Annotated in this window: 15 protein-coding genes and 1 pseudogene; 6 read left to right on the top strand and 10 right to left on the bottom strand. The window is 64.1% G+C overall.

The annotated features are described in order from the left end of the window. The first annotated feature begins 434 nt into the window (after positions 1–434). A complete protein-coding gene (locus tag ACKWRH_RS10035; RefSeq protein WP_445220377.1) occupies positions 435–1442 on the top strand; it encodes a class I SAM-dependent methyltransferase in 1008 nt (335 codons plus the stop codon). A gap of 51 nt (positions 1443–1493) precedes the next feature. Here ACKWRH_RS10035 and ACKWRH_RS10030 read toward each other — a convergent pair whose 3' ends face one another. The 5 genes and pseudogenes from ACKWRH_RS10030 to ACKWRH_RS10010 form a co-directional block, all read right to left on the bottom strand. After that, on the bottom strand, positions 1494–3683 hold the full coding sequence (locus tag ACKWRH_RS10030; protein ID WP_445220376.1) for a PQQ-dependent dehydrogenase, methanol/ethanol family: 2190 nt from the start codon (positions 3681–3683) through the stop codon (positions 1494–1496). 205 nt (positions 3684–3888) lie between these two features. Further along, positions 3889–5571 carry a cytochrome b5 domain-containing protein gene (locus tag ACKWRH_RS10025; protein WP_445220375.1) on the bottom strand — a complete coding sequence of 561 codons (1683 nt, stop codon included), beginning with the start codon at positions 5569–5571 and terminating at the stop codon, positions 3889–3891. A 153-nt stretch (positions 5572–5724) separates the two neighbouring features. Beyond that, positions 5725–5853 (bottom strand): annotated as a pseudogene (locus tag ACKWRH_RS10020) (sulfite exporter TauE/SafE family protein); the annotation flags it as partial. Positions 5854–6201: 348 nt separating this feature from the next. Then, positions 6202–6633: a MarC family protein gene (locus tag ACKWRH_RS10015; protein WP_445220374.1), complete on the bottom strand. Its 432-nt coding sequence runs from the start codon at positions 6631–6633 to the stop codon at positions 6202–6204. 2 nt (positions 6634–6635) lie between these two features. Then, on the bottom strand, positions 6636–6854 hold the full coding sequence (locus ACKWRH_RS10010) for a MarC family protein (protein ID WP_445220373.1): 219 nt from the start codon (positions 6852–6854) through the stop codon (positions 6636–6638). 201 nt (positions 6855–7055) lie between these two features. Between ACKWRH_RS10010 and ACKWRH_RS10005 the strand changes: the two genes are divergently transcribed. Beyond that, positions 7056–8486 carry an outer membrane protein gene (locus tag ACKWRH_RS10005; RefSeq protein WP_445220372.1) on the top strand — a complete coding sequence of 477 codons (1431 nt, stop codon included), beginning with the start codon at positions 7056–7058 and terminating at the stop codon, positions 8484–8486. Between the two features lie 260 nt (positions 8487–8746). On the opposite strand, the gene ACKWRH_RS10000 is transcribed toward ACKWRH_RS10005, so the two are convergent. The 5 genes from ACKWRH_RS10000 to ACKWRH_RS09980 are packed head-to-tail and all read right to left on the bottom strand — an operon-like array spanning position 8747 to position 12320. Continuing rightward, complete coding sequence (locus ACKWRH_RS10000; protein WP_445220371.1) at positions 8747–9517, bottom strand: sulfite exporter TauE/SafE family protein; 771 nt, start codon at positions 9515–9517, stop codon at positions 8747–8749. Beyond that, positions 9514–10770, bottom strand: coding sequence for a CCA tRNA nucleotidyltransferase (locus tag ACKWRH_RS09995; protein ID WP_445220370.1), 1257 nt, complete (start codon positions 10768–10770; stop codon positions 9514–9516). The genes ACKWRH_RS10000 and ACKWRH_RS09995 overlap by 4 nt, the downstream gene beginning before the upstream one ends. Before the next feature lie 10 nt (positions 10771–10780). Then, entirely contained in the window at positions 10781–11044 is a 264-nt protein-coding gene (locus ACKWRH_RS09990; RefSeq protein ID WP_014497409.1) for a DUF6111 family protein, read from the bottom strand. Next, the gene (locus ACKWRH_RS09985) at positions 11041–11712 is read right to left on the bottom strand and encodes a CoA pyrophosphatase (RefSeq protein WP_445220369.1); all 672 of its coding nucleotides are present in this window, start codon (positions 11710–11712) and stop codon (positions 11041–11043) included. The genes ACKWRH_RS09990 and ACKWRH_RS09985 overlap by 4 nt, the downstream gene beginning before the upstream one ends. Next, positions 11709–12320: a DUF1285 domain-containing protein gene (locus ACKWRH_RS09980; protein WP_445220368.1), complete on the bottom strand. Its 612-nt coding sequence runs from the start codon at positions 12318–12320 to the stop codon at positions 11709–11711. The genes ACKWRH_RS09985 and ACKWRH_RS09980 overlap by 4 nt, the downstream gene beginning before the upstream one ends. 258 nt (positions 12321–12578) lie before the next feature. Between ACKWRH_RS09980 and ACKWRH_RS09975 the strand changes: the two genes are divergently transcribed. From ACKWRH_RS09975 to ACKWRH_RS09960, 4 genes are read left to right on the top strand one after another with little or no spacing between them, the layout of a single operon-like run. Continuing rightward, positions 12579–13577: an AAA family ATPase gene (locus ACKWRH_RS09975; RefSeq protein WP_445220367.1), complete on the top strand. Its 999-nt coding sequence runs from the start codon at positions 12579–12581 to the stop codon at positions 13575–13577. Further along, positions 13577–14518, top strand: a complete 942-nt coding sequence (locus ACKWRH_RS09970) for a DUF58 domain-containing protein (RefSeq protein ID WP_445220366.1) — start codon at positions 13577–13579, stop codon at positions 14516–14518. Before ACKWRH_RS09975 ends, ACKWRH_RS09970 begins: the two co-directional genes overlap by 1 nt. After that, the gene (locus tag ACKWRH_RS09965) at positions 14515–17328 is read left to right on the top strand and encodes a DUF4159 domain-containing protein (protein WP_445220365.1); all 2814 of its coding nucleotides are present in this window, start codon (positions 14515–14517) and stop codon (positions 17326–17328) included. Before ACKWRH_RS09970 ends, ACKWRH_RS09965 begins: the two co-directional genes overlap by 4 nt. A gap of 7 nt (positions 17329–17335) precedes the next feature. Next, positions 17336–19399, top strand: a complete 2064-nt coding sequence (locus ACKWRH_RS09960) for a hypothetical protein (protein ID WP_445220364.1) — start codon at positions 17336–17338, stop codon at positions 19397–19399. Positions 19400–19403 lie beyond the last annotated feature (4 nt).

Genomic DNA, 19403 nt, shown 5'->3' with positions numbered 1-19403 from the left:
ACAGCGGCTCAGCTCGATGCCATTACGGTCACAATATTAAATTACGATCGTAATTCAATAGAAGTGACAGACTCGCCGAGGACACATAAGCGTGAGGTGCCGACGGACCGATGGATTGCGGGCAATGATTGGTTTCAACGGCGACTTCTGCTTTGGGCCACAAGCGGTCGTCCCCGGAATGTGACCGAGAGGACCGGTGATATCGGAAGCCGAACTTGGCCACAGCGCTTTAGCAGTTGCAGACCGCGCCGCGCGGCCCGGGATTGCGCTGAGGTGCCAGCTTGTCTCTGCCCGGATGCGCCGCACGACAGAGCATGTCTTGTCAGGTTGGTGTAAGGATTCGCAGCCTGTTCGCGCCAGCCTTCATTTGAATGATGACGAGATAGTTGAACGCAACCACTCTCCGCCAAAAGGCCTGAATGAGGTCTGGAGAGATGAGCACCTGTCCAGCATGCGGCAGTGGATCAACTGCCAAACTGTTTGAAGTGACCGCTGATCAGGCATCTCGATCCTTCGTCAGTCCACGCCAGTATCCGGATCGCTCTCGAAAGTTAATCCGCCACCTGTCGCTGCTCTGGGGCCGCGACACCTGCGATATCCGCAAATGCGCGGATTGCGGATTTGGATTTGCAGATCCGTTCGTCGCGGGCGGCGCCGAGTTTTATAACCTGGCCGCGCCGCACCCTTCCTATCCAACCATGAAATGGGAGTATGCAAGGACGATCGAGGAGCTGAACGGCCTCGGCACTGCCGGAAAAACGGCGATCGATGTCGGGGCCGGGTTTGGCTATTTTCTCGATCACATCAAGGACAAACTCTTTCACGCGTCCGATATTTACGCGGTCGACTACAACGAAGCAGCGCAACAGACATTGCGATCGAAAGGCTACAAGACCTTTTCGGTCGACCTTCGGGAGGATGGATTCACCCCGATGAAGGAGGCCTTCGACATCATCTTCATGTTTCAGGTGTTCGAGCACATGGACCGGGTGGATGACGTCTTCGCGCGATTGAAATACCTTCTCAAGGCGCAAGGCTCTGTCTTCATCGCCGTGCCGAATGACATCCGAACGCACTACATGGAGGGCCACGGATCGCTCATCGACATGCCGCCGAACCACATTGGCCGCTGGACGAAGGACGCGTTTGATGCGGTATGTCGACGACACGGCCTGCAATTGAGCATTTGCGAGCGGGAGCCATTCAACCTCCTGAAGTTCCTCAGGGAGGACATCGTCGACAGCTTTTTGCGCAGGGCAGAGAAACCAGGCAGCGTCAGTGAGTTCGTGCGCGGCCTGCCGCGAAGCAAAGCGCAGCGGATTGGGCAAGCCGTGATCGCACTTGCGCTTGCACCATTACGCTTGCCGGCATGGGCCTACGCGGCCAGGAACTCATCGACGCTGGGCAGTGCGCTCTGGGTGAAGATCGACAAAGGTGCGTGACGGGCGACCACGGTCAAACGGGCCGCTCGCTGCCGCAGCGCCTGCTGGCTATCACCTGCTCTTCGGTCTGATGGCGTCAACCGTTCCCTGTATGAAGGCCTGGAGTTTCCCGACGTCCCCTTCCGTCAACTTGCCGCTGAAATCCGGCATGCCCTGATCGCGGAACGGACCGTGGAAGAGGATATGCCTCAGATTGGTAATCTCTTCGGCGCCGACATAGCCGAGATTTATGATGTTGCCGCCGCGGCCGACGCCAGGCACGCCGTGGCAGGCTATGCAGGCCGCCGTGACATAGATGTCCCTGCCTTCCCTGACATCCTTCGGATCGTACTTCACGCCCTGCAGCAGGCCATCGGTCTGATACTTGACGAACTCCGGCAGCTTCGCCGTGCCGCCGAGCGCGAATGTATAGATCGTTCCCGGATTCTGATAGTCGGTCGCGCGATGAGCAAGGCCGTAAGAGCCGCCCCAGCCGACCGCAATCGAGATGTATTGCTTGTCGTCGACCATGTAGGTTGCGGCAGCCGCCACCGCACCAATTCCGGTCGGCATCTCCCACAGCTTGGTGCCTTTTGCAGCATCATAAGCGACGAAGCGGCCATCCGCCGTCCCCTGGAAAACCAGATTGCCGGCGGTGGTCAGCGTACCGCCGTTCCACGGCGACACGTGCTCTACGCGCCAGACTTCCTTTTGATGCACCGGATCCCACGCGAGCAGACGTCCGAATGGGGCCGACTTCGGAGGGTTGAAAACGAAACCGATATTCCCGCCCATTAAGCCGCCGAGCTTGCCCGGCGCAGCGCCATTCTGCACGAATGACTTTTCCGGCGTCAGATTGACCGGAATATGCTGCGCCGGAAGATAGACGAGGCCGGTCAGCGGATTGAACGACATCGGCTGCCAGTTGTGAGCTCCGTCCGGTCCCGGAATGGACTCGTATTGATCCGCGTCGCGCGCAGCCGGCAGCTCAATAGGCCGTCCGTTGGCATCGTATCCCGTCGCCCAATTCACATCGACGAAGTTCTTCGCCGAGATGAACTTGCCGTTGGTGCGATCGATGACGAAGAAGAAACCGTTTTTCGGCGCGTGCAGGATCACCTTGCGCGGTGCGCCGTCGATCTTGATGTCGGCCAGGATCATCGGCTGGGTCGATGTATAGTCCCAATTGTCGCCGGGCGTTTCCTGATAGTGCCAGATGTACCGGCCCGTGTCGGCGTTGAGCGCGACGATAGAGGCCAGATAAAGATTGTCGCCACCCGACGGACTGCGAAGCTTGCGATTCCAGGGACCGCCGTTTCCCGTGCCGACATAAACCATGTTCAGATCAGGATCGAACGTGATCGAGTCCCATGGCGCGCCACCGCCGCCGTTGATCCAATATTTGCCTGAGGGATCCCAGGTCTTCGCAGCCGCTTCCATCGAAGCGTCCTCAAACGGCTTCGACGGATCTCCGGGCACGGTGAACCAGCGCCAGAGTTGCTTGCCCGTCTCGCTGTCGTACGCCGTGACATAGCCGCGTACACCATACTCGGCACCGCTCTGGCCGATCACGACCTTGCCGTTGAAGACGCGGGGCGCGCCGGTGATCGTGTAGGAATGCTCGTGATCGACCAGCGTGTCCGTTTCCCAGAGCTTGGTTCCGGTCGCGGCATCGAGCGCGATCAGGCGTCCATCATAGGCGGCTTCGAAGACCTTGCCCTTGTAGAGTGCGAGGCCACGGCTGACAGCGTCGCAGCACCCGCGATAGGTCTTTGACCGGTCAACACCCGGATCGAATGACCAGATTTTTGTCCCGGTCCGCGCGTCAATGGCATGGACCACATTCCAGGGGGCCGACTGATACATGATGCCGTCGACGACGAGGGGCGTTGCTTCGATGCCGCGCGATGATTCAAGGTTGTAACTCCAGACGAGCCCGAGATCCCTGACGTTGTCAGTGTTGATCTGATTGAGCTTGCTGAACCGCGTTTCGGCGTAGTCGAGGCCGACGGTCGGCCAATCCCTGGATGTCTTCGTATTGGCTTCAATGAAGTCGCTGTCGACTCTCGAGATGTTCGCCTTGATGCGGTCCGGCTTCGCGTCGGTCCCGGTCTGCGCCCATGCACTGGAAGGGAGGGAAAGACCCGGGAGAGCAAGAATGAGGACAAGAACGACACTGATCTCACGGAAGGCAATCTGAATCCCGGACCGGTCGGTCGACTTTTCTTCAGGCCATTGGTACTCTGCGTTGGATCGTCCCATGCCTCACCTTCCTCCGTGCACGTCGAGACCACGATGCGTGCGCATGCCTGCGCCCGCTTCCGTTGATATGAAGTCTCAAACCTGCCTCGACGGTGCTACTGAAGCATTTCAGTCCTGACATGCCCGATTGCAGTTGTAAGAAAGCGTCTCCTGCGCCAAACAAAGGCGCCCTTATCGGCGCTGTACATGCCGCTCAGTCAGCACGTCACGGAAAGGTGGCTGGAGCCTCGACGAGGTCACCGATGCAGAAATGAGCCATGTGCGCGACAGCCTCGGCACTGTGGTAGTCACCGAATTCGGCAGTGGCTTCCTTGCCAGCGTACATTCGGGCGATTCCAGCGCCACCGGGGTGATGAGGTGCCCACTCGGTGATGTCGTAGACTTTCCCTGAAATGATGACCCAGCAGTCGTCCCGCGTGTTGTGCAGGGCGACCTCTTCGCGTGTGACGGGGCGTGTAGCCCTGGCGGGAGCATCCGGCGTCCAGAGCTTGCTGGTGATCGCGGCGTAGCTGGCCTTGGCGGCCCGGCGGAAGTCCCACGGCCCCAATCTCCTGGAAGGCAGCTCAGTGCCGATATTACGGGCGTCGTACGCGTAGATCCAGGAATCGTCATCGCCGCCACGCTTGTCGTGGGCAAAGGCCGGGCTCACCCGCTCGTCGAGCGTCTCGAGCAGCGCCTTCTGCTCAGCGGTGTCCTTGGCCCGCAAGTGATCGAAGGCGAATTTGGAGCCAAGTTGGAAGCGGGTGGCGCGGTAATGCCGCACGCGTTCGTAATGCAGCATCGCTGTCGCCACATCGCGCTTGTGCAGGGCGAAGGCGCAGGCGAGCGCGGCGGCGTCCTCGAAAGACTGCGCGGCACCCTGGCCAAACGTGGGAAGCATCGGGTGCGCCGCGTCCCCGAGCAGACAGATACGGCCTTGCACCCAGGTTTGGAGCGCGTCACGATCGTAGAGGCCCCACTTCGTGGGACGAACGATCGCTCCCGCGAGAGCGAGCAGGTCGTCCCGACTGGCGCTCCCCTTGAACGCCTCGCCCACCTCGCGAAGGATCTCGTCCTGCGTGACGGGAAACCAGTCGCCTTCTTCCTGCTCAAACGCGGCAGAGTCGGGCTCATAGCGGGCGATCCACACGTTCAACAACTCGCCGCCGCGCACCCAATACGTCGTCGCCCCGCTCCTGTCGTTCCGATGGCGGTCCATGCTGAAGGAATCGACGGGATTGTGGTCCAGCGGGCTGCCGTCGGCCCTGCGGAGTGCGGCGACCGCCGTCCGCGGAATGAGTCCACGAAAGCAAGTCACCTCGGTCCAGCGCCTGGGACGCGGGTTCGGCCAAGCCAGCTGCAACGTGGCGGAGTTGATCCCGTCGGCACCCACGAGAACCTCTCCGGTGGCAGTTCGACCGTTCGAAAAGGTCGCCGTCACCTCGCCGGCGGTCTGATGCAGCTGTGTCAGCCTGCAGTCCATGTGCACGGTAATCGGGCACGGCACCCCGTTGTCGGGACCGAACTCGAACACCCGCTTGTACAGGCACATCAACAGGTCCAGCCTGTGCATGTGGTGAAACCCGGCGCCGTCGCCTGCGGCGGTGACATGATCGAACGGCCGCTTGGTCACGCTTCCATCCGCATTGAACTGCCGTGTCGATTCCAAAATTGCCGCCCGGCCACCGTCGATCATTCCATCAGGGCCCTTGGGATCCCCGCCATCGAGATCGACACCCAGCCAACGGCATATCCGCGCCCCGTTGGGCGGAATGTTCAACCCGGCGCCTGCGGTGCTGGGCACTTTCGTCTGCTCGTAGATATCGACCGATGCAAAGACGCCGGACTGCCGCAGCGCCAACGCCGTCATCAACCCGCCCATTCCAGCACCGACGATCACGGCACGCATGCTGTCGCCTTTCCGAAATAAGCGAACGCACCGATGTCCCCCTCGGAGCGGGAGCAAGGTGGATGTCGCCTGAACCGATGAGTCGAGACTAGCTGCGGGCGAACGAGCAATAAAGCGGCTCCTCGCGCGCGACGCCGATTGGGCCGGCGTCGCCTACGCGAAGAACTGCTTCGCAGCCGCCGAGATCATCACCAGCCCGCCGGTGATCACGGCGACGTCGAGAATGGCGGTGTGGATATGGACCGGCATCCGCTCGACGAAGGCTTTTGCCAGAAACGCGCCGCCCCTAGGGGGAAATATAACCGTCGCGTCAAACATCGATAGTCTGCGACGCTGCGCCCATCGAAGTCGCTCTCCGTGGGCTCGGCAAGCATAGGCGACTTCGGATTCTTTCGAGCCGCCTATTGCTTTCTTCAGATCAACCGGGCCTGCTGTGGGTCAAAAGGCGAAGAACTAAGCGTGAGCAAATCTCGTCCGCTACGCCCCGCTAATCTGACCTCGTTGAGTGGTATCGCCACTTCACTGATGGGCCCAGGAGACATCTCCCGAAGGCGATCTCTCTGTTCAACTGACGGGAGGTTAGAACGAGGCTGCGCCAAGCGCGCGGAGCTGGTTGCGCCCGTCGTCGGGCTAGTGCAGCGACGACATGCCGTGGCTCACTAAGGCCTCGATGACCCCATCAAACGCCAGCCCGACGCCCATGGCTGCGACAAAGAAGCCAACAATTCGCGTCGCCGCGTCGATTCCAAGGCGGCCCAAAGCCCGCGTCAGCTTCGCTGCATAGGCAAGACATAGGAAGGTGATCAGCATTGTGGCGACGATCGCAGCGGCTATAGCCATGAAGGAGGCAAGCTCATTTGAGGACTTTTTGAACGTGGCCGTCATTCCGAGGATGGTGGCGATCGCGCCAGGTCCGAACATTAGCGGCATCGCCAGTGGCACAAAGGCGCCGTCGGTCCCGTTCGCTTCCGCAGCAGGTCTCGCGATCCCACCGGATGAAGATGGAGAGAAAAGCTCAAACCCGATCTTCATGATGATCAATCCTCCGACAATACGGACCATGCTCAGGGCACGTCAAACAACCGCAGCAGCAACGCGCCAAAGACCAGGAAGAAAAAGCAAAGGAGCAGCGCGTAGAGGCAGGATCTCCGGGCAACCGATCGGTGCGCCGCGTCGTCCTTCCCGGACAGCATCATGAGGTACACAGGTAGAACCTCAAAAGGATTGATAATCGCCAGCAAGGTTGTGAACGTGCCTACGAATAGCGAAAATTGTTGCGTCATTTGGCCTCCCATGACCCCTTTGATGAGGGACTAATTTCGCGACGACGTGATTTCCGCTGCATCTGTTTTGGACGCGGTCTCGCCCCATACGATTTTCCGCAAGTGTGGCCGGTGAGAGACAAGGAAAGGAAACGCTTTGTAGTTAAGTGGGGCAGAGACGGGAAAAACTGGCAGTATCGTTACCCTATTTTGGGGGGCGTCATGAAGCCGTTCCTTGGAAGCGTTGCGCTGCTTGCAGTCTGTGTGAGTGTCACCGCGCGTGCTGCGGATATGCCGGTGAAGGCTCCGCCACTTCCATCACCGGCGTACAATTGGTCAGGATTTTATCTTGGCGTAAATCTCGGTGGGGCTTGGACCAACGGCAGCCTGAACATTCCAGGCAACAATTTGTATGGCGGCACCACCGAATTCATCGGTGGTGTTCAGGCAGGTTATAATTTCCAGGCGGGCCATTTCTTGTTCGGCGTGGAAGGTGATTTTGACGGGGCGACTTTCGGTCATCCCGCGCTTCCGACACCTACGCTCGGCACCGTGAGGCAGAACTGGATTGGAACGATTGCAGGCCGCGTCGGCCTCGTGGAGGATCGTTGGCTTGTCTACGGCAAGTTTGGCGGTGGCTGGGTGCAAAGCAATGCCTCGTTGAACTTTCCCGGCGTCATTTGGCAGGGATCCAACACCAGCTCCGGCTGGCTAGCTGGCGTGGGTATCGAGTACGGCTTCAAATCGAATTGGACGCTCAAACTCGAATACGATTACATTGGGCTGGGAAGCTGGACTTCGCCCACCGTGCCGCAAATCCCGCTGAACCGCGACCTTCAAATGGTCAAGTTCGGTGCGAACTACAAATTCGAGCGCGGTCTTCCCGACGCGGTCGCGCCGACAAGAACCGGGCATGATCCCTCCGAAGACGAAGACCTCGCCAAAAAATCGCAGAACCCTATCGCCGATCTCGTCAGCGTCCCGTTCCAAAGCAATACGAATTTCAACGCTGGGCCGTTCAACCGGACCCAGGAAGTACTCAACATTCAGCCAGTCATACCGCTGCGCATCAACGCGGACTGGAATGTGATCTCGCGCACCATCATGCCCGTGATCAGTCAACCCAGTCCATTTTTTAACAACAGCACGAATGGAATTGGCGACATTACTCAGCAGTTCTTTTTCACCCCCACCCACCCAGGCGCTCTGATCTGGGGCCTCGGTCCCGTCTTTACGGTTCCGTCCGCGACCGATCCGATTCTTGGACAGGGAAAAGTGCTGTTCGGTCCCACGGCCGTCTTTTTGACAACGCCGGGACATTGGGTGATTGGCGTATTGGTGAACAATCAGTGGTCAGTTGGTGGGGACCCGTTGCGGCAGAGCGTGAACCAGTTTCTCGCGCAGCCATTTGTCAACTACAACATGGCGCACGGATGGTTCCTGACAAGTTCGCCAGTGATCACCTCGAACTGGCTGGCAGCACCGGGCCAGCAGTGGACCGTACCGATCGGCGGCGGCATTGGTCGAATCTTCAAGCTCGGCGACCAGCCCGTGAGTGCATATATATCCGGCTATTACAACGTCGTTCGTCCAACCGGCACGCCAAATTGGCAGTTGCGAGCCGAATTGTCTCTGCTCTTCCCGGAGAGGTAAGAGGCGGCTAGAGCGCGATGAGATCAGGATGAATCGTCACCGCGCGTTAGGTTGTCGTTTGAGCATGATCTCCGCGCAAACGCGTTCCGCGTTTGTCGCGAGGGAAAACCGCGTCACACTTTTCCGGATCATGCTTCAAGGGTCAAAAGCGCCGCTTTGACCGTTGGATCATCTTTCCCCATTCGGCTGCAAGTTCATTTGATCTCAAGAGCGGCCTCGAATAACTGGCTGACCTTTTTCTATTTCGCCGACGTCTGTCGCTACGCGATCAGCTGCCTTGCCGCGGCCGAGATCATCACCAGCCCGCCCGTGATCACGGCAACGTCGAGGATCGCGGTGTGGATGTGCACCGGCATCCGCTCGACGAAGGCTTTTGCGAGGAACGCGCCGGGGATCGCAATCGCGCCGATCAGAAGAGCGAAGGCGAGCACCTGCGCATTCACCGCGCCGGCAAGGCCGAACACCGAGATCTTGATGAGACCGGTGCCGAGCGAGATCATCGCATCGGTCGCGATCACGGCGGCGCCTTCGAGGCCCGCGGCCATCAAGAGCGAGAGCAGGATCACGCCCGAGCCGGAGGTGCCGCCGACCAGCACGCCGTAGCCGACGGAGCCGGCGGCAAGACCGGTGTCGCCGATCTTGACCTGGCGCCGCCGCAACACGCGGCGCAGCGGCACGCTCAGGATCAGCATGGAGCCGATCACCAGCGCTGCGCCCGCATTGGTCAGCCGTGTGTAGCCGTAGGCACCGAGCGCGGTCGTCAGCGCCGCGCAGGCCAGCACGATCAGCGCGCGGCGGCGATCGGCATAGCGCAGATAGGCGAGCGCGCGGCTCGAATTGGTGAAGATCGCGGAGATCGCGATGATCGGCACCACGGGCTCGGCGCCGACCAGCGGCACCAGCACCAGAGGCATCAGGGCGCCGGTGCCGTAGCCGGCGAGACCACCGATGATCGAAGCAAACAACGCCATCAACGCGACCAGCAGGAGCTGAAGGATCGAGATGTCGGCGAAGCCTGAGACGATCGTCACGTTCTCTCATCGCGGCTGACGCGTGCCGCTGCTTGATCGGCGATGGAAGCGAGCGCGGCTTCCTCTAGGGGAAAATCCGCCGCAAGCCAAGCGTCCTCGGCAAGCGTCAGCACATGCCCGAGCGCGGGTCCTTCGGACATGCCGCGGGCGATGAAGTCGGCGGCGCGAAGCGGAAATTTCGGCGCAGTCCAGCGCTGCGGCAGCTCGGCGAGCGCACGCCAGTGCGACGATCCGACGTCGCCGCCGGCCCGCGCCCAGCCGAGCAACACGCGATCGTGATAGCGCTCCGCGCCGAGCCGGTAGAGCAACCGCCGCGCATTGGCCTCGTCCTTGGTGGCGAAGCGCCACCAGCGGTGCCCCATCGAATCCAGCGCCTTGCTTTCTACATTGGAGAGCCGCAAGCGCGTCGCGACGCGCTTGGCATCTTCGGTCACGGCGACCGTCAGCGCGGCGAGCCGCCGCGTGCTGCTTGCCGGCAAGCCAAGTTCGCCCTCGATCGCGATCATTGCCGACAGCGGCCCGGTATAGACGACGCCTCCGCTCAGCGCTTGCAGCAACCCACCATCCGCCATCGCGACCGCGGCGTCGGAGGCACCGTGAGCGACCAGCAGCTTCAGCATCTCCATGCGCACCCGCTCGGCAGACAGGCTCGCAAGACCCGCGCGGCCGCGGATGCAGGCGAGATAGCCGTCGCGGTCGGGCTCGCCGGCGCCGAAGGCGGCGTGGATGCGGAAGAAGCGCAGGATGCGCAAATAGTCCTCGGCGATGCGCTGGTCGGGATCGCCGATGAAGCGCACGCGCCGCGCGGCCGCATCCGCGATCCCGCCGACATAGTCGTAGACGACGCCCATCGCATCGGCCGACAATCCGTTCATGGTGAAGTCGCGGCGCTCGGCGTCCTTCACCCAGTCGCGGCCGAACGCGACCTTGGCCTTGCGGCCGAAGGTCTCGGTGTCCTCGCGCAGCGTCGTGACCTCAAAGGGCTGGCCGTCGATGACGAGCGTGATGGTGCCGTGGTCGATGCCGGTCGGCACGTTCTTGATGCCGGCAGCCTTGGCGCGCCGCATCACCTCGTCCGGCCGCGCCGTGGTCGCGATGTCGATGTCGCCGGGCACGAGACCGAGCAACGCATTGCGCACGGCGCCGCCGACCACGCGCGCTTCCTCGCCGTTGGCGTTGAGCAGCGCCAGGACGCGCGCCGTCCCGCCGGAGGTTAGCCAGGGCGCATTGGCGAGTAACGGCTCTGCGCTCATGGTGCAGCCCCTATTTTTCCACGCCCGGCACGAGCCTGCCGTTCTCGATATGGGCGGGAACGTAGGTCGAATCCGGTGCGGCGCCGGAGAAATGCGCGAAGCCGATCAGCCCCGCGATGACAAGCACGAGCGCGGCCAGGACCAGGCGCGCGACGACGGTGACCGGCCAGGACGATCGCGCGAACAGGCCGGAGCGGGTGGCGGCCAGGAACAACGCATAGACGGCAAAGGGGATAAGGAAGATTCCGATCTCGGTCAGAACCGGCCGGATCATGATGAGTAGATCCGCTCATACAGCACACGCAGCATTCCTGCCGTCGCACCCCAGATGTAGCGTTCCGCGAACGGCATCGCGTAGTAGAACCGCTCCATGCCGCGGAATTCCTTGCTGTGCACCTGGTGGTTCACCGGGTTCATCAGGAAGGATAGCGGCACCTCGAAGGCATCATCAACCTCCGAATGGTTGATGGCGAGCTCGAAGCCGGGCCGCACCTTGGCGACCGTCGGCAGGATGCGGAAGCCGAAAGCGGTGCCGTAGAGATCGAGGTAGCCGATCGGCTCGACGAAGTCTCTGGACAGGCCGACCTCCTCCTCGGCCTCGCGCAAAGCCGCATCGAGCGGCGAGGCGTCGGTCGCGTCGATCTTGCCGCCGGGGAAAGCGATCTGGCCGGCGTGGTCGTTGAGATGCGCCGAGCGCTGCGTCAGCAGGATGGTCGGCTCGGGACGGTCGACCACGGCGATCAGCACCGCCGCCGGCCGCACCGGCTGCTCGCGCGCGACGATCTCGAGCATCTTGTCGGTGCCGGGATCGCCCGAGGCGGGGATGATGTTCGGATCGTAGAGGCCGGGCGGCACGTCGAAGCCGAGCCTCGCCCCGGATCGGGCGAAGAAATCGGCCGCGCCGATCACGACCGGACCGTTTTTCAGGATAGGCTTGTTCAAAGTGCGGCCCTCACCTGCTCCGCGTCGGCCATGGCGAAGAATTCGCCGGCCGACTCGACGCCGAACATCGGCTGGCCATCGACCATCCGCTCCTCACCCATGTCAACCAGATCGTAGTAGAGTGCGCGGGTGACCTTGGCCCAGAGATCGGCGCGGACATGCAGGTATGGCGTCAGCCCGCCCTCCCTGGCCTGCTCGAAGCGCAGCCGGTGCGCGGCATCGCAGGTGACCCAGTCGTCGACATTGGTGCGGAAGCGGAGCACGCGATGGTTGTCCTCGCCGTCCTTCTGCATCTCGACCGCCATGAACGGCGCGTCGTCGACGCGAATGCCGACCTTCTCCACAGGCGTGACGAGAAAATGCTTGTCGCCTTCGCGCTTCAGGACCGTCGAAAACAGGCGAACCAGCGCAGGGCGGCCGATTGGCGTACCCATGTAGAACCAAGTACCGTCGGAAGCGATACGGATGTCGAGATTGCCGCAAAACGGCGGATTCCACAGATGCACCGGCGGCAGGCCCTTCGTGGCGCCTTCGGCATTGGCGGCACTTTTGGCGGCGGCAGTCAGCCCCTCAAGACCTCGATCGGCGCTCTGCCCTTGGTTCGCCATGGTTTGCCCTGACTTTGTCCGTTGGCACGATTGGTGCAGGTTTTACGTTGTACCCGGGTGCGCGGTTCCACTCCGGATTAACCCGGTGTGAAGGTCGCCACTTCGTGATGCCCTACATATCCCTAAGCCGATAAGGTGGGGATAGGTTAATTCAACGAATACATGGCCTTCCTGCAAGTCTAGCATAGGGCCCATGTGCGACTTTTGATGACTTGACGACGCAAGCGGGCCGCGTGGCGGACTTTAAGGAGCTGACGGATGGCGGAAAGTGTCGAGAAACTGGAAGACGGAATCGTCCGTTCGGCCGAGCAGGTGTCGAGCCAGATTCGCGCGGCGAAAGACGCAATCGCGTCCGTCATCTTTGGCCAGGATCGGGTGATCGAGAACACGCTCGTCACCATCCTCTCCGGCGGCCATGCGCTGCTGATCGGCGTGCCCGGCCTCGCCAAGACCAAGCTGGTCGAGACGCTCGGCGTCACGCTGGGCCTCGACGCCAAGCGCATCCAGTTCACGCCCGATTTGATGCCGTCGGACATTCTCGGTGCCGAAGTGCTCGACGAGAGCACCGCCGGCAAGCGCTCCTTCCGCTTCATCTCCGGTCCGGTGTTCGCGCAGCTGCTGATGGCTGACGAGATCAACCGCGCCAGCCCGCGCACGCAGTCGGCGCTGCTCCAGGCGATGCAGGAGCAGCACATCACCGTCGCCGGCGCGCGCCACGACCTGCCGAAGCCGTTCCACGTGCTCGCCACGCAAAACCCGCTGGAGCAGGAAGGCACCTATCCGCTGCCGGAAGCCCAGCTCGACCGCTTCCTGATGGAGATCGACGTCGACTATCCCGATCGCGACGCCGAGCGCCGCATCCTGTTCGAGACCACGGGTGCCGAGGAGACGCTGGCGAGGGGTTCGATGAACGCAGATGCGCTGATCACCGCGCAGCGGCTGATCCGCCGTCTGCCGGTCGGCGATTCCGTGGTGGAGGCGATCCTGTCGCTGGTCCGCTCGGCCCGTCCGGGCGAGGAGAGCGGCGAGACCGGCAAGTTCATCGCCTGGGGTCCTGGCCCGCGCGCCAGCCAATCCTTGATGCTCGCCGTGCGCGCACGCGCGCTGATCGACGGACGCCTGGCGCCCTCGATCGACGACGTGCTCGACCTCGCCGAGCCCATATTGAAGCACCGCATGGCGCTGACGTTCCAGGCGCGCGCCGAAGGCCGCACGATTCCGGACGTGATCAGACAATTGAAGGCTCGGATCGGTTGATGGCCGCAGACAACGGGCACACAGCGAAGGAGATCATCGCGATCCGACGTGCCGATGGCGAAAGCCGTACGCTCGCCGCTTCGCTGCCGCGCCTGGTGCTCGAAGCCCGCCGTATCGCCGCCAACGTCATCCACGGCCTGCACGGAAGGCGCCGCGCCGGTTCCGGCGAAAATTTCTGGCAATACCGCCGCTTCGTCTCCGGCGAGCCGGCGCAGAACGTCGACTGGCGGCGCTCGGCGCGTGACGACCATCTGTATGTGCGCGAGCTTGAATGGGAAGCCTCGCACACGGTGTGGATCTGGCCCGACCGCTCGCCCTCGATGGCGTTCGCTTCAAAGCAGGCGCGCGAATCCAAGCTCGAGCGGACGCTGATCGTCGCCTTCGCGCTGGCCGAACTGCTGGTCTCGGGCGGCGAACGCGTCGGCATTCCCGGACTGATGGCGCCGACCGCGAGCCGCAGCGTCATCGACAAGATGGCGCAGGCGATGCTGCATGACGATGCCGACCGGCTGAGTTTGCCGCCGTCCTTCGTGCCTTCCGCGCTCGCCGAGATCATCGTGCTGTCGGATTTCTGGTCGCCGATCGCAGAGATCAAATCCACGCTCGCGGGCCTGTCCGGGTCCGGCGCGCATGGCACGATGGTGCAGGTGGTCGATCCCGCCGAGGAGTCGTTCCCTTATTCCGGCCGCGTCGAGTTCGTCGAGCCCGAGGGCTTCGGCGTGATCACGGCGGGCCGCGCCGAGAGCTGGGCGCAGGACTACACCGCGCGGCTCGCGCTGCACCGCGACCAGATCCGCGCCGAGACCAGCAGGCTAGACTGGCTGTTCACGACCCACGCAACCGACCGCTCCGCCGCCGAGCTCTTGCTGTTCCTGCATGCCGGCATGCAGGTGAGCAAGTCGGGCACCCGCACGACGATCAAGGTGGGGCCGGCCGCATGATGGGATTGCCGCTCGCCTTCACCGAACCGCTGCTCCTGATCGGCCTCGTCAGCCTGCCCGTGCTCTGGTGGCTGCTGCGCGTGATGCCGCCGCGGCCGCGCCGCATCGAGTTTCCGCCGACGCGCCTGCTGTTCGACATCGCGCCAAGGGAGGAGACGCCCTCGCGGACGCCGTGGTGGCTGACCGCGCTGCGGCTCCTGGCTGCGGCCCTCGTCATTTTCGCCGCCGCCGGCCCGATCTGGAATCCGCAAACCGGCGCCGCCGGCAGCAAGGCGCCGCTGATGATCATGTTCGACGACGGCTGGAGCGCCGCATCGCACTGGGATGTCAGGGTCAGGGCCGCCGACGAGCTGATCGCCAATGCCGACAACGACCGCCGCGCCATCGCGCTGGTGCCGCTGTCCGAGCCGAACCGCGACATCACCCTGATGCCGGCGGGTGCGGCCCGCGTCGCACTGCGCCAGCTCGCGCCAAAACCCTACTCGATCGATCGCGTTGAAACCCTGACCGCCATCGACCGCTTCCTGAAGGCCACCGGCGACTGCGAGATCGCCTGGCTGTCGGATGGCGTCGATACCGGCCGCGGCGAGGACTTCGTGCAGGGCCTTGGCAAGACCATCGGAGATCGCAGCTTGACGGTGTTCGAAGGCGGCACGTCCTCCCCGCTGGCGCTCGTCGCCGCCGAGAACGCCGCCGCCAAGATGACGGTGAAGGTGCTGCGCACCGACAGCGGCATCGCCGTCGGCACCGTGCGCGCGCTGGACCAGAAGTCCTCGCCGATCGGCGAAGCGCGTTATTCGTTCGGCCCGCAGGACAAGGAAACCGAAGCCTCGTTCGACCTGCCGGTCGAGCTGCGCAACGACATCACGCGGCTCGATATATCAGGCGAGCGCTCGGCCGGCGCGGTGCAACTGCTTGACAAGCGATGGCGCCGCCGCGCCATCGGCATCGTCACCGGCACGACCAGCGAGACCGCGCAGCCGCTGCTGGCGCCGACCTTCTACCTGACCCGTGCGCTGGCGCCGTTCGCCGACGTGCGGCTCGCCGACCGGGGCTCGCCGCAGCAGGGCATCACCCAATTCCTCGACCAGAAGCTGCCGATGATCATCCTCGCCGATGTCGGCACCGTCGCCCCTGAAATCCGCGAGCGCCTCAACGCCTGGATCGACCAGGGCGGCGTGCTGGTGCGCTTCGCCGGTCCAAGGCTGGCGCAGGCCGAGGACGATCTCGTGCCGGTCAAGCTGCGCAAGGGCGGCCGCACGCTCGGCGGCAGCCTGACCTGGGAGAAGCCGCAGCATCTCGCCGCCTTCGCGGCGGACGGCCCGTTCGCCGGCGTCGCCGTCCCCAAGGACGTCACCGTGAACCGCCAGGTGCTGGCCGAGCCCGACGCGGTGCTCGCCACCAAGAGCTGGGCCTCGCTGGAAGACGGCACGCCGCTCGTCACCGGCGAGCATCGCGGCAAGGGCCTGGTCAGCCTGTTCCACGTCAGCGCCGACATGCGCTGGTCTGATCTGCCGATGTCGGGCACCTTCGTCGAAATGCTGCGCCGGGTCGTCGACATGTCCGGCTACACAGCCAAGCCCGGACCCGGGGTCGCGGGCGAGGCGAGCACCGAGACGGTGGCGCCGCTGCACATCCTCGACGGCTTCGGCGCGTTCGGTCCGCCGCCGGCCACCGCAAAGCCGCTGCCCGCCGATTATCGCGACCGCGCTACGCCCGATCATCCGCCCGGCTTCTATGGTCCGGCAGAAGGACCGCTCGCCGTGAATACGCTCGCCGCTTCCGACCGCATCGCAGCGCTGAACACCGCAGGCCTGCGCGCCCGGCACGCGACCTACACCAATGCCGAGCCGCGCGACCTGCGCGGCTGGCTGCTGTCGACGGCGCTCGCACTGTTCCTGATCGACGCCATCATCGTCGCGGTGCTCGGCGGCGGGATCGCCGCGCTGCTGCGCCGGCGCGCCGCGACAGCCATGATCGTCGTCGGGCTGGCGCTTGCGGGCCTGGTGTCGCTTGTGCCCGCGCCGTCGCGCGCCGATGGCGCCTCCGACGAGTTCGCCATGAAGGCGGTGTCGCAAACCCGCCTCGCCTATGTCGTCACCGGCAATGCCGACGTCGATTCCATCGTCAAGGCCGGCATGTCCGGTCTGACGCAGTTCCTGGCGCAGCGCACCGCGCTGGAGGCCGGCGATCCCGTCGGCATCGATCCCGGACGCGACGAACTCGCCTTCTTCCCGCTGATCTACTGGCCGATCGTGCCGGGCGCGCCCAAGCCGCCGCAGGATGCCATCAACAAGATCGACGCCTACATGAAGCAGGGCGGCACCGTGCTGTTCGACACCCGCGACGCGATCGAAGCGCCGCCCGGCGAGAACGGCGCCGCGCAGACCCCGGGCATGCAGACGCTGCGCGAGATCCTGTCGTCGCTCGACGTGCCCGAGCTCGAGCCGGTGCCGCGCGAGCACGTGCTGACCAAGACTTTTTATCTGCTGCGCGACTTCCCCGGCCGTTTCAGCACCGGCCAGACCTGGGTCGAGGCGTTGCCGCGCGATGAGGACGACGACAGCGCGCAGCGGCCGGCCCGCGGCGGCGACGGCGTCTCGCCCATCATCATCACCTCGAACGATCTGGCCGGCGCCTGGGCGCAGCGGCTCGACGGTCAGTTCATGCTGCCGATGTCCGGCGGCGACGCCCGCCAGCGCGAATTCGCCTACCGCGCCGGCGCCAACATCGTGATGTACACCCTGACCGGCAACTACAAGGCCGACCAGGTGCACGCACCGGCCCTGATCGAACGTCTGGGGCAATAGGATCGACATGAATTACGGCATAGCGTTCACGCCGCTTGTTCCCGCGATCGTCCTGTGGCTCGCGCTCGCAGCGATCGTCGTCGTTGCGCTCGTGCTGCTGGTGGCGCGTGCGCGCGGCGCCGCCGTGCGCGTCGCCGCGCTGGCGCTGTTCCTGCTGGCGCTCGCCAATCCCTCCTTCACCCGCGAGGACCGCGATCCCCTCACCTCGGTCGCCGCCATCGTGGTCGACAAGAGCCCGAGCCAGAATTTCGGCAACCGCAATCGCGAAGCCGCGCAAGCGCAGGAAGCTCTGGTCGACAGCCTGAAGAAGATCAAGGGCCTGGAGGTCCGCGTCGTCGACGCCGGACAAGCCGATGGCGAGACCGACGGCACAAAACTGTTCGGGGCGCTGGCCACCGCGCTGTCGGACGTGCCGGTCGACCGCGTCGCCGGCGCGTTCCTGATCACCGACGGCCGGGTCCACGACATCCCGGCCAACACCGCCGGGCTCGGCTTCCAGGCGCCGGTGCACGCGCTGATCACCGGGCAGAAGGACGAGCGCGACCGCCGCATCGCGATCACGGCGGCGCCGCGCTTCGGCATCGTCGGGCAGACCCAGACCATCACCTATCGCCTCGACGACCAGGGCGTAACCGGCGAGCGCGCCAAAGTCACGATCCGCAGGGACGGCGAGGTCCTGGGCGAGCGCACGCTGGGAAGCGGTCAGAGCGCAAGCGTCGACGTCGACATCAAGCATGCCGGCCCCAACATCGTCGAGATCGAGGCCTCGCCGCTCGAGAAAGAGCTGACGCCGGTGAACAACCGCGCCGTCGTCGCCATCGACGGCGTGCGCGACAAGCTGCGCGTGCTGCTGGTCTCCGGCGAGCCGCATTCCGGCGAGCGCACCTGGCGCAACCTGCTGAAGTCCGACGCCAGCGTCGACCTCGTGCACTTCACCATTCTGCGTCCGCCGGAGAAGCAGGACGGCACGCCGATCAACGAGCTGTCGCTGATCGCGTTTCCGACCCGCGAGCTGTTCCAGCAGAAGATCAACGAATTCCAGCTGATCATCTTCGACCGCTACGCCCGCCAGGGCGTGCTGCCGATCGCCTATTTCGACAACATCGCGCGCTATGTCCGCGCGGGCGGCGCGGTGCTGGTCTCGGCCGGCCCCGACTATGCCTCCAACACCAGCATCTGGCGCACGCCGCTGGATTCGGTGCTGCCGGCAGAACCCGTCGGCGTGACGGAAAAGCCGTTCTATGCGCATCTGTCGGAGATCGGCAAACGCCACCCGGTCACGCGCGGCCTCGAAGGCTCCGCCAGCGAGCCGCCGCGCTGGAGCCGGTTCTTCCGCACCGTCGACACCCGCAATGCGGTCAACCCGCCGGTGATGACGGGCGTCGACGGCAAGCCGCTACTGTTCCTGTCGCGCTTCGGCGAGGGCCGCGTCGCGCTCTTGCTCTCCGACCACATCTGGCTGTGGGCGCGCGGCTATGAAGGCGGCGGTCCGCATCTCGATCTCTTGCGGCGGATGTCGCACTGGCTGATGAAGCAGCCGGACCTCGATGAAGAGGCGCTGCGCCTCCAGGTGCAGGGCAAGGACCTCGTCGTGGTGCGCCAGACCATGTCGGACAGCGTCCAGCCGGTCAGCGTGACCTCGCCGTCGGGCGTGTCGCAGGACCTGACGCTCAGCCCTGCCGATCCCGGCGAGTGGCGCGCCACCCTGCCGGCCAGTGAGCTCGGCCTGTGGCAGGCGACCGACGGCACGCTGAAGGCGCTGATCAATGTCGGCCCGACCAATCCGAAGGAGTTCTCGGAAGTCACCTCCACGACTGAAACCCTGAAGCCGCTGACGCAGGCGACCGGCGGCAACGCCGTGCGCGTGGTCGACGGCACCAGCGTCGAGCTGCCGCGCATCGTGCCGGTGCGTTCGGCGAGCGTCTTCGCCGGCGATGGCTGGATGGGCGTGCGGATGCGCGACGCCAGCGTCGTGAAGGGCGTCGGCGTGCTGCCGATCTTCGCCGGCCTGATCGGCCTGCTGCTGCTGCTCGGCGCGTTTGCCGCCACCTGGGTCCGCGAAGGCCGCTAGTTGC

The sequence above is a fragment of the Bradyrhizobium sp. Pa8 genome (genome assembly GCF_052588265.1).
This window is presented reverse-complemented; position numbering and strand designations above follow the sequence as displayed.

Excerpts from the sequence above, each read along its gene's own strand:
- ACKWRH_RS09995 (WP_445220370.1), bottom strand. The coding sequence starts at position 10,770 with ATGAGCGCAGAGCCGTTACTCGCCAATGCGCCCTGGCTAACCTCCGGC.
- ACKWRH_RS10015 (WP_445220374.1), bottom strand. The coding sequence starts at position 6,633 with ATGGTCCGTATTGTCGGAGGATTGATCATCATGAAGATCGGGTTTGAG.
- ACKWRH_RS09965 (WP_445220365.1), top strand. The coding sequence starts at position 14,515 with ATGATGGGATTGCCGCTCGCCTTCACCGAACCGCTGCTCCTGATCGGC.
- ACKWRH_RS09990 (WP_014497409.1), bottom strand. The coding sequence starts at position 11,044 with ATGATCCGGCCGGTTCTGACCGAGATCGGAATCTTCCTTATCCCCTTT.
- ACKWRH_RS09960 (WP_445220364.1), top strand. The coding sequence starts at position 17,336 with ATGAATTACGGCATAGCGTTCACGCCGCTTGTTCCCGCGATCGTCCTG.
- ACKWRH_RS10005 (WP_445220372.1), top strand. The coding sequence starts at position 7,056 with ATGAAGCCGTTCCTTGGAAGCGTTGCGCTGCTTGCAGTCTGTGTGAGT.
- ACKWRH_RS10025 (WP_445220375.1), bottom strand. The coding sequence starts at position 5,571 with ATGCGTGCCGTGATCGTCGGTGCTGGAATGGGCGGGTTGATGACGGCG.
- ACKWRH_RS09980 (WP_445220368.1), bottom strand. The coding sequence starts at position 12,320 with ATGGCGAACCAAGGGCAGAGCGCCGATCGAGGTCTTGAGGGGCTGACT.
- ACKWRH_RS09970 (WP_445220366.1), top strand. The coding sequence starts at position 13,577 with ATGGCCGCAGACAACGGGCACACAGCGAAGGAGATCATCGCGATCCGA.
- ACKWRH_RS10035 (WP_445220377.1), top strand. The coding sequence starts at position 435 with ATGAGCACCTGTCCAGCATGCGGCAGTGGATCAACTGCCAAACTGTTT.
- ACKWRH_RS10010 (WP_445220373.1), bottom strand. The coding sequence starts at position 6,854 with ATGACGCAACAATTTTCGCTATTCGTAGGCACGTTCACAACCTTGCTG.
- ACKWRH_RS10030 (WP_445220376.1), bottom strand. The coding sequence starts at position 3,683 with ATGGGACGATCCAACGCAGAGTACCAATGGCCTGAAGAAAAGTCGACC.
- ACKWRH_RS09975 (WP_445220367.1), top strand. The coding sequence starts at position 12,579 with ATGGCGGAAAGTGTCGAGAAACTGGAAGACGGAATCGTCCGTTCGGCC.